Origin of the sequence: Vallitalea longa, from assembly GCF_027923465.1 — a bacterium.
Taxonomy (GTDB): domain Bacteria; phylum Bacillota; class Clostridia; order Lachnospirales; family Vallitaleaceae; genus Vallitalea; species Vallitalea longa.
Window position 1 is genome coordinate 164,884 of sequence record NZ_BRLB01000001.1, and the last position, 16,154, is coordinate 181,037.

The 16,154-nt window shown below is 31.5% G+C and carries 13 protein-coding genes; all 13 read right to left on the reverse strand.

The features are described from left to right. Positions 1-4: 4 nt before the first annotated feature. Positions 5-1,753, reverse strand: coding sequence for a sensor histidine kinase (locus QMG30_RS00710; protein ID WP_281811173.1), 1,749 nt, complete (start codon positions 1,751-1,753; stop codon positions 5-7). 182 nt (positions 1,754-1,935) lie between these two features. Continuing rightward, positions 1,936-2,760: a carbohydrate ABC transporter permease gene (locus tag QMG30_RS00715; RefSeq protein ID WP_281811175.1), complete on the reverse strand. Its 825-nt coding sequence runs from the start codon at positions 2,758-2,760 to the stop codon at positions 1,936-1,938. 10 nt (positions 2,761-2,770) lie between these two features. After that, complete coding sequence (locus QMG30_RS00720; RefSeq protein ID WP_281811177.1) at positions 2,771-3,646, reverse strand: carbohydrate ABC transporter permease; 876 nt, start codon at positions 3,644-3,646, stop codon at positions 2,771-2,773. A 33-nt stretch (positions 3,647-3,679) separates the two neighbouring features. Then, complete coding sequence (locus QMG30_RS00725; protein ID WP_281811179.1) at positions 3,680-5,083, reverse strand: extracellular solute-binding protein; 1,404 nt, start codon at positions 5,081-5,083, stop codon at positions 3,680-3,682. Positions 5,084-5,321: 238 nt separating this feature from the next. Further along, positions 5,322-5,969 carry a class II aldolase/adducin family protein gene (locus QMG30_RS00730; protein ID WP_281811181.1) on the reverse strand — a complete coding sequence of 216 codons (648 nt, stop codon included), beginning with the start codon at positions 5,967-5,969 and terminating at the stop codon, positions 5,322-5,324. A gap of 36 nt (positions 5,970-6,005) precedes the next feature. After that, positions 6,006-6,662: a class II aldolase/adducin family protein gene (locus tag QMG30_RS00735; protein WP_281811183.1), complete on the reverse strand. Its 657-nt coding sequence runs from the start codon at positions 6,660-6,662 to the stop codon at positions 6,006-6,008. Between the two features lie 7 nt (positions 6,663-6,669). Beyond that, the gene (locus QMG30_RS00740) at positions 6,670-8,205 is read right to left on the reverse strand and encodes an FGGY-family carbohydrate kinase (protein WP_281811185.1); all 1,536 of its coding nucleotides are present in this window, start codon (positions 8,203-8,205) and stop codon (positions 6,670-6,672) included. Between the two features lie 53 nt (positions 8,206-8,258). Next, positions 8,259-9,269, reverse strand: a complete 1,011-nt coding sequence (locus tag QMG30_RS00745) for an ABC transporter permease (RefSeq protein ID WP_281811187.1) — start codon at positions 9,267-9,269, stop codon at positions 8,259-8,261. 21 nt (positions 9,270-9,290) lie between these two features. Continuing rightward, a complete protein-coding gene (locus QMG30_RS00750) occupies positions 9,291-10,769 on the reverse strand; it encodes a sugar ABC transporter ATP-binding protein (RefSeq protein WP_281811190.1) in 1,479 nt (492 codons plus the stop codon). An 86-nt stretch (positions 10,770-10,855) separates the two neighbouring features. Continuing rightward, positions 10,856-11,842 carry a substrate-binding domain-containing protein gene (locus QMG30_RS00755; protein ID WP_281811193.1) on the reverse strand — a complete coding sequence of 329 codons (987 nt, stop codon included), beginning with the start codon at positions 11,840-11,842 and terminating at the stop codon, positions 10,856-10,858. Between the two features lie 153 nt (positions 11,843-11,995). Continuing rightward, the gene (locus QMG30_RS00760; protein ID WP_281811195.1) at positions 11,996-13,405 is read right to left on the reverse strand and encodes an ATP-binding cassette domain-containing protein; all 1,410 of its coding nucleotides are present in this window, start codon (positions 13,403-13,405) and stop codon (positions 11,996-11,998) included. Next, positions 13,402-14,418, reverse strand: coding sequence for a sensor histidine kinase (locus QMG30_RS00765; RefSeq protein WP_281811197.1), 1,017 nt, complete (start codon positions 14,416-14,418; stop codon positions 13,402-13,404). Before QMG30_RS00765 ends, QMG30_RS00760 begins: the two co-directional genes overlap by 4 nt. A 12-nt stretch (positions 14,419-14,430) precedes the next feature. After that, positions 14,431-16,038 (reverse strand): response regulator transcription factor, encoded by a 1,608-nt coding sequence (locus QMG30_RS00770; RefSeq protein ID WP_281811199.1) that lies wholly within the window; start codon positions 16,036-16,038, stop codon positions 14,431-14,433. Positions 16,039-16,154 lie beyond the last annotated feature (116 nt).

The window sequence follows — 16,154 nt, forward strand, 5'->3', positions numbered from 1 at the left end:
CCTCCTATTCCATGGGGAAACGAATCTCGAAACATGTTTCCATATTATATGATTTGATATTGTATGATGCTCTATTGCCGTAATACAGATTAATCCTAGTAATGATATTGTTAATACCAATGCTATCGTTCATAAATGTTTCAAAACCATTGTTTATGGCTTCGACTTTCTCAATGGGTAACCCTTTTCCATTATCCCAGACCCTGATTCTAATATCATCTTGTATCCTGTTTACATATATTTTGATAGTATCATTTTCCGTATTAGGAAATCCATGTTCAATAGAATTTTCTATTAAAGGTTGTAGAATCAATTTATGGATCTTAATATCCAATACCTCTTCATCAATATGTAATTCATATTCAAAGGCATGTTCATATCTTTCTTGCTGTAATTCCATATATTTCTTCAAGTACAAAATATCCGTACGAATGGTCACCACTTCATTGGAGTCATGTATTGTATATCTAAGGAATGCTGCCATATTGTTAACCATTCTACTGACAACAAAATCTTCATTCTCTATAGCTACCCAGTTTATGGCATCTAGGGTATTGTAGATGAAATGAGGATTGATCTGAGCTTCAAGTGATTTTATTTCTGCCTCTTTTCCTTTTGACAATGCCATCAGCTCTTTTGCCTTAGCGTTGTTGATTTGTATGACCATATCATTAAACCTATTGGCTATCTCAGAGAATTCATCATTACTCTCAAGCTCTATCTTCACCTTTTCATTCCCTTGATAATAATCGTACATGCCTTTAGTTATGGCCTGAACTTTTTCACCCGTCTTACCGGAATAATAATAGCTTATCAAAAAACTCAATATACCAAGAATAAGTGCAATCAAGACTCCATTTAATCCAAGCTTATTCAAATCTTTGTTTAGATAATTGAGATCTTGTATACTGACTATGGTATAATTTTTCTCTTTTTTATATTTTATATATAACTGCTTAAAAGGTATAAGATCATTCTCTTTGGAAAAGTTTTCCACAGCTTCTTTTATAACAGTTCCATAGTCATATATATTATAACCTATATATTGTTCATGGCTCGTCGCTAATATGAAACCTTTTTCATCAATAATTATGTTGTAACTGCTGTTTTTCACATCAGTATTTTTTATTATATTAACAAATCTCTCAGCATCAACAGCAATAACCAAGTTTCCAACAGAGTCGTTCTGATAATTATTTATATCAACAATGTTTCTGCTTACAAAGAAAAAATGTTTATCTATCTCTTCATTGTAGAAAACATTGGAATATACTTTATTATAATCATTATCAAATCTTCCGCTTCTAAGGAATTTATAGTATTTTTCATCTATGAATATGTTAGTATTGACTACAGAATCTATGGTGGCATCATAGAAATCAGAAAAACAGATTCCATTCACTATCCCTAAACCCAATATATAATCGTAGTTGTATGTAGTATCCTGAAATTTCATATAGCTATCATATAGGCTTTTGTATCTGTCGTTTCTCAGCAATTTAATATAATACATGTCTTTTATGAAAGATTCATCTTCATTATAATCATGAAATATCTTATCTATTTCCTCAAATGTGGCTTTTGTGCTTTCTGAAATTAGTGAAATACTTGAATCTATATTTTTATCCAATCCCTTTCTTATTATTTTCGTACTATAATTAGTAAATATTATTATTAGAACAGTAATAGGTATAATAGATACCAATAAAAGAATAATTAATAATTTTCTTCCTATCCTTAATTTATTAACCATTTCAGATCTTTCTCCTATATTAACTACCAACGATTAGTCCATTTTTAATTCTATAATTTGATGGTCTTTTTTTCTACTGAGATTATATAAGAAATATGATATGCAAAAGGCAAGAAAATTCAAGCAGATGCTGCTTAAATTTTCTCTGGACACTTCTTATTTTAACATCATATTCTATATTTTCAACCTTTCGCTGCTCCTGACATAATAAATCCCTGTGACATATATTTCTGAGATAGGATGTATAATATAACTGCTGGTGTAGCATAAATGACAGAATATGCTGCAAGCTCTCCATATACAACCAATCCATTTTGTCCGAAAAACTGATACAATTTCACTGATACGGGATATTTGCTTACTGTGTTCAACAATATGTAAGGTACCAGAAAGTTACCCCATGCTGTGGTGAATGCTACCATCATAACAACTAATACTCCCGGTAACATCAAGGGAGCAATAACCAATCTGATACTTGTCAGTACATTGGCTCCATCTACCCAAGCCGCCTCTTCAAGTTCAATAGGTACTGAATCCATGAAGTTCTTCATTAACCAGATGGCAAAAGGCAATGCAGAAGCAGTCATGAAAATGATTACACCGAATATGCTGTCATACAGGTTCATGCTAAGGAATAGCTTATAAACTGGAACCATTACAGCTGTTATGGGTAGAGATGTCATAAGTAGAATAGTATACATAAACATCTTCTTATACCTAAGTTCATATCTTGAAAGTGGATAAGCCGCTAATCCAGCGATTAATACGACCAATACAGCTTCTATCGCTGATATTAATAACCCTACTCCAAAAGCTTGCTGATTCAATTTATCCTGTAACACATTTATATAGTTTCCTATAGTCCAATCAGTAGGTATCTTAAAAGCTTGAGTGGCGTTAACATCAAAGGAAGCAAAAATAACCCATAGCAGCGGCAAAGCAAACAGTAGTGCCATTATTGACAATATGATATATGGCAGTTTTCCGTCTTTTATAAATTTTCTCATGTCTTCCCTCCTAATCTTCAACAATCCGTGCATATAGTATACTGAATATTAACCCCAGAACAAGTAATACCATAGATATAGCTGTACCATAACCTAGTTGGAAACTTACGAAAGCCTGTTTATACATGAATATGGGTAGAACTTGAGTTGCAACACCAGGACCACCACCTGTCATAGTATATATCAAACCGAATACGCCAAGTGTAGACAAAGTATTCAACATTGTGTTGGTAGCTATCGTATTCTTTATCTGCGGAATGATTATATAAAATAACCTTTGCCAATAATTCGCTCCATCAACCCTTGCTGCTTCTTCTATATCTCCAGGTACATTATCCAGTGCCGACTGGAAATTAATCATACTGAAAGCCATTCCATGCCAAACGTTAGCAATAATTACTGATAAAAGAGGATATTTGTAAAGCCACTCAACCATTGGAATATTTATTGACTGCAATATGGCATTAAGTGTTCCTGATCTATCAAAAAATGCAAATGAACATAGGGCAACAACTACTTCTGGCATAATCCAACCTGCTAGGAAGAAAGGTCCTATGATCGATCTGAATCTACTGTTTTTCCCTTTCATCATAAGAGCGATGAAAAAGCCTAATATTTGTTGACCAATCAATGAACCCACTAAAAAAATCAAAGTGGTCACAATACTATTTATCATATTCGGATCAGTCATCATCCTAGAATAATTCTCTAATCCAATGAATTGAACATTTCTAGCCCCTTCCCCATTCAGTGCCAAATTGGTGAATGAATAGTATACGGTAAGGAATATGGGAATGAGGAAAAAAAGTATCAACACTAATACAGCAGGTGTAAGTAATACGGATTTCTTTAATTCATCTCCTAGTCCTCTGCTTTCTCTAATCATAAAGATTCTCCTTGTCTCATCATATGTTACTCTCTATTTTCTGACTACATTCTCTTCTCCAACCATTCTAATTACATCGCTTCCATATGTGGCAATTGCATCCTCTGGAGATGTTCCTGTAACGACTGATTCAACCATTGTCTGGATAGCTGTTGAAACCTGTGCATATTTTGCTTCTTTTGGTCTGAAGTATGCACCATCAAGAAGACTTGATGCTTTTGAATAAAATGGTTGATTAGCATATTTTTCGTCTTCAGCTATATCTTTTCTTACTGTAATATTACCTTTTGTACATATTCCATTAAGGTATAGATCATAGCTCATCAAATGTTTCATGAACTGGAATGCAACATCTTTATTGTCAGCATTTTCTGGGATAGCCCATCCCCAACCACCTGACATGGTTATGAAACCAGGTTCTTGTCCTTTTTGTGTTGGCATGGCAGCGAATCCGATCTTATCTTCATATCCAGGCCATGGATTCATTCCGTCTTCATTGAATCTTCCTACAGCCCAGTTTCCATCAAGAGATATAGCTGTTTTTCCTTTTGTGAAATATTCACTATATAATGTGTTTGAAGTCTGACCATTCAATACTAAGCTAAGGTCAGGTCCATAACCTTCTGTAAATATGGTTTTCAGCATGTTAAGTGTATCAAGAATCGCTTGGGACTCTATTATGTATTTACCGTCCTCATCCTGTAATTTCTCTCCTGTTCCATATAGAAGCATTTCATATGTCTGCATTGTTGTTCCTTCTCCTGTAGCAACTCCAGCATTCATCCATATTGGGAATACATCTGGAGATGTTTCTTTAATAGCAGCAAGAGCTTCTAATATATCATTCCAACTGTTAGGTTGCCATGGATAACTGTATCCTGCCTTATCTAGTAATTCTCTATTGTACCAGAGTCCTCTAGTATCAGCTGAATAAGGTATTGCATACACTCTTCCATCAATTGTGTATCCATCTATGATCTTTTCATAGAATTTTCCATCCTGGAAATCAGGAAAATCTTTTACATAATCTGATATGTCTGTGAGATAACCTGCTTCAACATCAGCACTCAATTGGAAAGAATCCTCAGTCAATAGATCGGGAGCAGTTTTTGGTGATTGTAACTGTAATGCGACTTTGGCAAAATAATCTCCTTCACTAGCACTGATTGGAGCTAGGTCCAATTCAACTTGATCTTTCATATCCCAAGTTTCATAAGCATTTTTTATCCATGTGTAGTTGGGTGCTTTTTCTCCTTGTCCATCTTCTCTATATGTGATAGTAATGACTGATTTTTCTTTGGATCCATCATTTTTATCACTGGATACATCCCCTCCTGATTCTGATTTTGAAGAACTATCCAAACTATTTCCTCCACAAGCAGTTAATGATAGAATCATTGTTGAAACAAGTATGAATCTCATAATTCTTCTAAACATAAAAAAACCTCCTAGTCATAATATAATTTTTATATATGAATATTGTAATACCAGAAGTTTTTCTGTCATATTCTAAATTTCTAATAAAGGGGTAAATTTTTAAGAATCCACTAAGAAATATTAAGTCATTGAATAATAACATTTGATTCAAATCAAACGGCAATACCCAAAACTAAAATTTGGGTATTGCCGTTTTTTTGTTAGATATAATATATAGTGATAACATCTACACTAAACTTTATTTACCTTGTCCATATTTATTCTTAGCAAAATCTTTCATCGCTTCAATATTTTCACTAGATAACTGTATAGGTTTCCCTCCTACAGACCTAATTAATTGATAAACTTCTGCTGTAACTTCTAGAACTTTAGCTACTTTGAAAGCAGCTTCCATATTTTCACCTACACAAACAGCTCCATGAGACTGAAGCAAACATGCATTAGCTTCTTTTCCTAATGCTTTAATACATTCATCAGCAAGTTCTTGTGATCCTGGCAATGCATAATTTGCAGTTTTTACTGGGGCTCCTAATGTTTGCGCTGCTTCATCAAGGAATAGAGGAATTTCTTCTCCCATACATGAAAATATTAAAGAATATACTGGATGGGTATGAACAACAGCTTTAACTTCTGGTCTATTTCTATATACACTTAAATGAAGTTCAGTTTCAATTGTGGGTTTTCTTTTTCCTTCAACAATATCACCATTAAGGTTACATACTACAACATCATCAGTAGTACAATCCATATAATCCATTGCACTTGGTGTTAAATACACTAAATTCGTTTTAGGATCTTTAACACTTATATTTCCCCATGTTTCAATTGTAAAACCTCCTTTATACATTTTTTTACCTGATTCAATTATCAATTCTTTATAGTCCATATTTTTTAATCCTTTCTAATATTTTATATTATTTTATTAAGTTCTCTCTTTCCCATAGCTATATAGATATCTATGCCTTTCAGATCTAATATAACAATCAGATATCTTCTGCATATCATTTTTATCAGTAATATCCAGATAAATTCCACATGCTTTCTCAATAACCTTTGAAACAAGAATAGCTTCATCCATTGTTCTACCACAAGCAACTGGTCCATGATTTTTTAGAATCACACCATTTTTTTCTCCAATTGATTCTGCAGCTGCCATTCCTAACTTCTCATGCTCTTGTGCTGGAACATATGCAAAAGTAATAGGTATACTCCCCCCTAGTAACTGAGACATTTCTTCAACCAAACAAGGTACTTCTTTTGCACTAGAAGCTGCTACTGCCATAGCTTTTGGGGTATGTGCATGAATAATAGCTTTTACATCATCACGTAGCAAATAAATCTGTCTATGTACTTCTTTTTCAGAAGTGGGATTTCTATTACCTTCTACTATATCCCCTGACATATTAATTACCACCATGTCTTCTGGTTTCATAGTATCATAATTAACTTTACTTGGAGTCAATAAAATATGATTATTCAAACGCATACTAATATTTCCCCACGTACCTAGAAAAAAGCCTATACTTTGCATTAGCTTGCAAACTGATATAATTGTGGCTCTTTCATCTTCATAAATCATATTAACATCACCACTCTTTTTTAATTAATTTTTCTCTTAATTTCCATGTCTCTTGTAGTACTTGATAAGTTCGTTTATAAAGTCCATAGTATTCCATATATTTTTTTTGATTAATGATATTAGGCTCAAAAATTTTATTAACCTCAACAGTTTCTTCTACTGCTTCCAAATAATCTTTATAAAAGCCCTGTACTATTGCATTGTTAATAATTACACCTTTTGCTCCTAATTCTTCTCCTTTCACTGTAATAATTTTCTTGCCAAGAACATCTGCAAACATTTGACACCATATATTACTCTTGGCTCCTCCGCCACATATAGTAACCTGTTCTATGTTTAAAGGCATATGTTGATAACAATCCAGCATAGCAAATGCAACACCTTCATAAGTTGCTCTTATGATATCATCTAGCGTATGTTTTACACTGATCCCTGTATAACTAGCTCGTGCCCTTGAATCAGTAAAAGGTGCTCTTTCTCCACCCGCTAACAAATAAGGATGATACATTATTCCTCTAGAACCAATAGGAACAGATTCAATTACTTTCTCCATGTAGGAATAAACATTATCTCCCGCTTCCTTTGCATCAATTATTATCTGCTTGCCAATAGTATTTAACATCCATTCCAAATTCGGTGTTCCTGCAAGAGATGCCATCAAACGCAACCATTTTCCTTCCATTACATGTGCAACCGTCATTCCAGCTTTAATATTATCTTTTAAAGGTTCATCAATGACCATTTCATGTAATGCTGCCGTTCCAATTATGGAACAGCAATGTCCTTTTTGAATAACACCACTGCCAAGTGCACAGGCTCCTACATCCATAGGACCTGAAGTTACAATTACATCTTTATTCAATTTCAACTCATCTGCTAGTTCTCCTAAAATATGAAACGCATTTTCTTTTGCACTTTTTATTGGAGGGTATTTATCACGATATTTTTCTATACCGCATATTTTGAATGCCTCATCCATGTATGTACGATCTTTCTGATTAATCATAATGAGTGATTGATCAGTAGCATCAGTTGTTATTTCTCCTGTGAATTTATAAAATAAATAGTCTTTTAGATGTAACAAATGTTTACTTTTATCTAGATTTTCTTTTTCATACTTTTCCATCCATCTAACTATACCGTTTTGGTTTCCAGTAAAAATACGAGTCCCAGTTAATTCAAAAAGTTTATCACAAGTTCCATCTTTAACCCATTCATCAACAAATTCACTAGCTCTTCCATCACAAAAGCAACATCCATTACGCACAGGTTCAATATTCTCATCTACCATCCAAAGACCATCACCCTGAGCTGTTATTCCTATCCCAACAATATTATCTTTGGAATATCTAGAAGTAATATCTTTTATGCAAAGCTTTGCTTTCCCCCATATTTCATACATATCTTCTTCATACTGATTTTCCTTAGGAAAGATACCTGTAAGTGCAAATGCTTTTTTAGCTATTTCTTTTCCTTTAAGATTAAACAGTACCGCTTTAATGCTTGTAGTCCCTGAATCAATTCCGATAAAATATTTTTCCAAAATTCTAACCCCCAGTTAATGAAATATAATTTAATAGTTATTTTATATATTATCTATGAAACCTTAGTAACTTTAATTTTTCTTTGTTTTCTTTCTCTAATAATTGTAGAAAGAGAACTGAATGAAATAGCTATTACAACTACAAAGCCACTAACTGCGGACTGCCAATATACATTAACACCAAATAATACAATCATATTTTGTATAATACTGATTATAGCTGCACCAATAAGTGCACCTGCTGGATTACCAATACCACCTGTTAATGCAACACCACCAATTACCGATGCTGCAATTGAGTTCATTGGCCAATTTTGACCAATAGAAGATTGGGCTGACCCTAATCTAGCAACATATAATATGCCTGCTAAAGCAGATATTAATCCAACCATTCCATAGATCATACCACGAATTTTATCTACTTTAATACCAAGAATCTTTGCTGCTTCTTTGTTGTTACCAATGGCATAAATATATCTACCTGTTTTAGTCTTTTTTATTAAGAACATAACTAAAACAAGTACTATAAGCGTAAAAACAAAAGGAATTGGAATAGGTCCAAGATTGCCTTTACCTAAAAAATGTATAGTTGATGGTATACCCGTAATGGCTTTCCCTTTTGTTAATACCAAGTTAATACCTCCATAAACACCTTGCATACCAATGGTAGCAACCATTGCATTTAATCTTAATTTAGTAATTATCAATCCATTGGTATATCCTAAAATTAATCCTACGATTAATCCCGCAATAAGAGCTAAATAGGGATTTAATCCCCAGTTCATCATCATCATACCTGACATAATTCCACTTAAAGATGCAATTTTACCTACGGATAAATCTAATTCTCCAATGAGCAATAGCAGAGATTGACCAATACCAATCATACCGATAAATGCTAAATCTCTAACAAGAGATTGCAAATTATAGATATCCAAAAAGTATGGTGAAAAAATACTTGCTAATGCAATCATTAGTATAAGTACTGCTCCAATAGCAGTCATATTGCTTTTTTTTAATGAATTAATAAACGTGATATTCTTTTTTATTATTTTTTCACTCATAATAAACGACTCCTTCTTATTCTATCTCACGCCAATAATAGAACCTAAAAGTTCCTCTTTATCAGCACTTATATCAAATTCACCCGCTTTTCTACCATTGTATAATGCAATGATTCTATTGGAGCATTTCATGATTTCTTCCATTTCTGATGAGATCAATATTATTCCAATACCTTTTTCTTCAGCAAGTTCTTTCATCATGCGATATATCTCAGCTTTTGTGCCTACATCAATACCTTTTGTGGGTTCATCGAAAACTAATACCTTTGGATTACAACACATAGATCTTCCAATAATAACTTTTTGTTGATTACCACCACTTAGAAACTTTATTTCTTTCTCCATATCTGTAGTTTTCACTTCATAATCATTAATTACTTTTTGTGCTATATTTGATTCCATTGTTTTAGAAATCCCCATTTTGCTCTTTAACTTATCAAGTATAGAAACGCTGATATTTTCACGTATGCTCAATACTGGTAGAATTCCTTGTGCTTTACGTTCTTCTGGAAGATAAATAAAACCATTTTTTACTGAATAATTCGTGTTACCTAATTCCCAATCCTTGCCATTTAATTCAACAGATCCTGAATATACTGGTAAATATCCAAAAATTGCTTGCATCAGTTCACTTCTTCCTGCACCAACTAAACCTGTGAATCCTAGAATCTCACCTTTTTTTAAGTCAAAACTTATATCACTAAATCTTTCGCCAGTTAAATGTTTTACTTCCAACAGCTTTTCATTCTTCACCTTTGTTGAATAAAATTTTTGTGTTTGGTCTACTTTACGACCAGTCATCTGAGTAATAACCCAAGGTATATCAATACTTTTCAACCTAGAATAGACAACCTTTTTCCCATTTCTAAATACAGTGATTACATCTCCTAATGAAAATATTTCTTCTAATTTATGAGATATAAAGATAATTGCTTTATTATCTTTTTTAATTTGTTCAACAATGTCAAATAATAGTTGTGTATCTTCAGTTGTTAAACTAGTTGTTGGTTCATCTAACATTAACACTTCAAATTCTTCATGAACTGTAGCTCTAGCTATTTGAAGTAATTGCTGCTGTGATATGGAAATATCTTTCACTAAAACATCCGGTTCAACTCTAATATTAAACTTTTCTAATATCCCTACAGCTCGTTCTTCTAATATTTCCTTATTTACTAACCCTTTGAATCCTGATTTTTCATAAGGTAAAAATAAATTTTCCGCTACTGACATATGCAAAAACAAGTCAATCTCTTGGGGAACATAAGCAATTTTATCAAATAACGCTCTATTTTTAATAGCATCTTCGCCATGAATTAGAACTTTACCCTCTTCTGGTTCATATACACCTGTTAAACATTTGATTAATGTACTTTTACCAGCGCCATTTTCACCCATAATACAATGGATTTCACCTAATTCAAAAGAAACATCTACTGAATCCAAAGCTATTACACCTGGAAATATTTTTGTAATATTGTGGGCCTCTAATACTTTCATATGAATGCTCCTTTTAGCAAATCAAAGGGGCTCTTATAAAGATATAGCCCCTTTGATGCATTTATAAATTCTTATTTACTTCAACTTTAATTTTCAACAATTTTAATCCACTCATCAACATTTTCTGAATCAATATATACAATACCTGTATCAATAACTTTTGGTATATCAAGACCTATAGATACTTGCCATAACATTAATACCGACATAGAACCTTGTAATTGAGGAATAGAAGAAGATGTACCTGTAATTGTTCCTTTTTTAACATATTTTAGAATATCGATCAAATTAGCAATAGATACTATTGTAACTTGATCTGTTTTCCCAGCTTCTTCTACTGCTGCTGCAATACCTGCAGCACCACCATCACAATTTAAGTAACCTTCTAAATCTGGATTAGCTGCTAACACTGCTGCTGCTTGTGATTGAGCCTCTTCAACACTGTCATTATCAATACCACCCTCAATAACCTCAATATTAGGGTATTTAGCTAAAGCATCTAAATGTGCTTGGTAACGTTCTGCATGATTTGGAGCTGTCGGAACCCCTTGCATAACAGCAACTTTACCTTCTTCTCCAATAAGTTCTGCTAATTTATCAGATGCCATTGTAGCCTGTTCAGTAAAATCAATTCCTACACTTGTTAAGCCACTTCCAGCAGGTGCTGAAGCATCAAATAATACTACAGGGATTCCTTGCTTCTGAATTTCTTCAATAACTGCTTTGTTTCCTTCATAATCCAATGGGTCAAGAGCAATACCGTCAGGTCTCGTTGCTGCCGCTTGTTCTAATACTGTATTTTGTTCAGCCACATCAGCTGTTACAGGGGCACGGTAGTTAACAGTAACTTTAACTCCTAATTGTTCAGAAAGAGCCTTTGCTTGTGCTTGAGCACCTTTATTAACCTCATCAAACCAAGGATGTACACATTTTGGTACAACAACAAATGTTAAATCTTTACTTACTTTTGCACTACTTTCTGTAACTTCACTTTTATTCTCTTTGCTACACCCAATAACTAAACTTACAACCATAATTAATGTTAACATTAATGATAAAATTTTCTTATTCATGGATTATCCTCCTTAAGTTTTAAAAAATATTGTTATTGTTTTGAAGTAACTTTATTATATATTTAATAATGCCTTGTTCCAATGTGATGTTCTTTAGAATATGTATGAATATATTAATAAAGAGAGGAAATATTTAATATCCCCTCTCTTTATTTATTTAATGTGAATAATGCGATCAGATATATCAGCGATATACTCTTCTCTAGATTTTACGATTATAACTGTGGTTCCTAAACTGGTAAATTTTTTTATATATGATTTCACTAAGGAAACACCGTAAATGTCACAATGTACAAAAGGCTCAAGTAATATCAAAACTTTTGGCTTATAAATATACCATCTTTCAAGTAAAAGAATTATATGATCATTAATACTCATATTCTTAATATCATTTCCCGTTTCTTCTATATTACCCTTCATTTGTTTCTTTAACATTTTATCCATTCTATGTTGTGAAAAAATATATTGTAATGATGAAATTTTATCTAATGATGGAATCCAAAGATTGTCTCCATCAGACATACTTAATAATAATTCATCCACCCCTCCCATATCTGCAATGGAAACAATTTTTTTCTTTACAAAATCTGTTACATTAGAGAAATTGCATATGTTTTGTTCCAAATATATTTTCATATATTTATCTATATATCTTCCTGATATCAAATCAAAAAACTGCTCTTTTTCATTAACATCTAATATAAGAATTGTAACTACTTCACTTTTTGCAAAGTCTAAATGAATATCATCTCTTATTTTTAATCGAACATTTTTAACTGAATATATAACTTGACTAATTATATTTTGTTCGTTTTTATAACTATCTAAATCTTTTTTCTTAGACGTGATTCTTGCACCTAGTAAAAATTTCTCTAAATGATTATTATCTTTTATATACTCTTTATTACACTTCTTTACTATATATCCTTTCTTAAAAATAATATATTTGTCTGACAAAATATTTGATACGTAATCTGAGTGGCTATTTATTATAACTACCATTCTATTATTAATAACACGATTTAGGACCTCTTTGAATTGTTTAATATCCTCAATTGAGCATCCTTGAAATTCATCTTCTATCACTATGATTTTCTTTTCTAGACTATACGCTTTTACTAAGTCTATCAAGCGCTTTTCTAATCCTGATAAATCTCCCAATTTTTTATTAACATCAATATCCAATTTCAAGTGTTTTAGGAATAATTCTGTCTTAGCAGCCAATCTATTTTTCCAGTATATACCTAATATAGAGCTAACAGAATCTAAACATATATATTCTCCTACAGTCCAGTTATCAATCAAGTAATTTGAAGTAGCAATTCTATAAACAGATTTTTGTATATCAGCACAATTAACAATTCTTTGATTTACATAAAAACTTCTTTGATTTAAGTTCTCACCTTTACATAAAATATCAACTAATAAATTTTTCCCAGAGTTCATTAATCCCAAGAATCCTATACATTCTCCAGCCATTAAACTCATAGATATGTTCGTAAGTTTTACTGTAGAACTATACTCCATGTTAAAATCATGAATACGTAATATCTCCTTTTTCATTGCTTATTGGTCTTCCTTTCATAATTAGTAGGAAGCGTAATTTCTACATCAGTTCCTTGATCTATAGTGCTATAAACATTTAAACCATATTCTTCTCCAAAAAGTAGTTTTATTCTTCTTTGAATATTAGCCAATGCTATTCCCGTATGTTTTTTCTTTCTTTCCTCATTATTCTCTAGATTTTGATTAGATGCTCGGATATGCCTATTTAGTTCTAATAATGATTTACTATCCATACCTTTCCCATTATCTGAAACAGTTAATATCAGATTACTATCAGTTACAATAACTTCTATTTCAACTTTTCCACTTTCCAGACTGTCTTCTAAACCATGAAAAATAGAATTTTCCACAATAGGCTGAAGAATTAATTTTGGAATAAAATAGTCATATGCTTTTTGGTCTTCCTCATCAATGTAAATTTCTAATGAAAATCTATTATTGAAGCGATATTGCTGAATCGTCATATAATTCTGGATATATGCCAACTCATCTCGGAGTGTTACAAGGTCACCTTTACGACTTATGCTATACCTAAAAAACACTGCCAATGCTTCCACCATTTCTGCAATTTCATCATTATCATCTATTAATGCCTGTCCTCTTATAGAATCTAACGTATTATATAAAAAATGTGGATTGATTTGACTTTGCAAAGCTGTCAATTCTGCTTGTTTATCATACATTATAGCTGAATTACCTCTTATTTTTTTGTTTGAATATTTTTCTATGACATTTTTGATTTTTGGACCGAAAAGTATACCATCGGAAACTTTTTTCAGAATCTCTTCACTATCCATTGCATTCTCTATACATTGGTTTAAACTTACATCAAAAGTTATCAGAGGCTTCACTACCAAACAATATAAACTAATTAAAACTCCAATATCCACTATTATTAATGTAGCAATAAAAATTATAGGAGAAAATTCCATAATAACTCCAACAATAATTAAAACTATCAATAAAACATTACATAAAATAGCTACCCTTATTCTTTTGTGTAATTCCATACCACTCTCCTCCTACGAATATAATTTACGGTATAGAGCAGGTTTAATACCTACGATTTTCGTAAATATCTGGCTAAAATATCTAGCATCTTTATATCCAACTCCATCTGCAACTGCAGATATTGTTTTATTACTATTACGTATCATTTCTTTTGCAATCTCCATTCTTACATTAACCAAATAAGAACTAAAATTTAATCCAGTTTCTTTTTTGAAAAGTACACTAAAATAAACCGGATTCAAATCTACAATATCTGCAATATCATCTAATATTATTTTTTCATTATAATGTTCATCAATATATTGTTTTGCTTGGCGAATTGGTTTTGATAATTTTACTTCTAGAATTCTTAGACATTTCTCTAGATATTCACCTAGATATTTTTTTAATAATCTTTTTAATTTGCTTAAGGTATAACATTGTTGATATACATTCAGTAACCATTGTTTTAACTGTTCTCCTTCTTTATTTTTAATTGTAATATGGTTAAAGAACATATTAATAAGTTCATTTGTTATATCATAACAACAAGAGAAATCTATATTGTCTTGAAATTGAAATTCACTATAAATTTGATTTATACTCTGCTCAAGGGATACTTTTGATAAAGATTCAATACTCATTAAGAATAATTCTTTCTTCTTATCTAAGTATTTGTGTACATCGAATTGATTTTCCAAACATACGGATTCTACATATATCAATCTACCTGTTCCTAATTTAATTCTATTTTGAACTGCCTTAAATGATTCTTGAATGGAAAACCTTATTTTGTCGAAATTTTTTCCCTCTGAACCAATACCAATGGTAACTTCATATTGCTCGAACCCCAATAAATATTCTTGTATTTTAGTTAATATGAAGTTAATTGCATTTTTTATATCTTTGGAATCTTTTAGTTCATAATTTATTAAACAATAAAGATTAAGATTATCCTTTTCACAAATCAATTGTTCATTTACTTTTTCATTTAAATTTTCTTCAACTATAGATATTACTTTTTCAACAGTTAACCTATCTTGTCGTTTATCAATTTTTTCATAATCCCGATAGTCCAATTTAATGTCAATACCCCTATAAGCAGCTGCATTAATCATTAAATTATAGTCTTCTTTCATTTCAATTTCAGACAAGTTATCTTCGTGTTCAATTATATTATTTAGAATATTACTTTTTATGATATGTTCACTTACTGTAATTGTTTTTTTTAATTGTTCTTCTTTTTTTTGCTTGATACATGCTTTAATTATTTCTTCTTTTATTTTCTTAAGTACTTTATTTAATTCTTTATCATTGATTGGTTTTAATAAGTAATCATTTACTCCGTATTGAAGAGCTTTATGGGCATATTCAAATTCCCTATACCCACTTATAACGATAAATTTAGCCTGTCCTTTTGTCATTCGAATTAAGTCTAATCCACTGACTCTAGGCATACGAATGTCTGTAATAACAATATCAGGATGCTCAGTTAAAATAAGATCATATGCTGTTTGTCCTTTATCTACTACATCAACACATTCTAATCCAATTTCATCCCATTTAATAAGCTTTTTCACAAGCATTCCTATACGAAATTCATCATCGACAATTAATACTCTCAATTTTTTATCTCGCATTTTATCACCTCTTGGTCAACCCCTTTTTTATTACTATACCATATTTATCAAAGCAGTTAAATAAATATAACTGTCAAATTATGTCGATTAGATTGTCTTTATGACTAAAACTGATA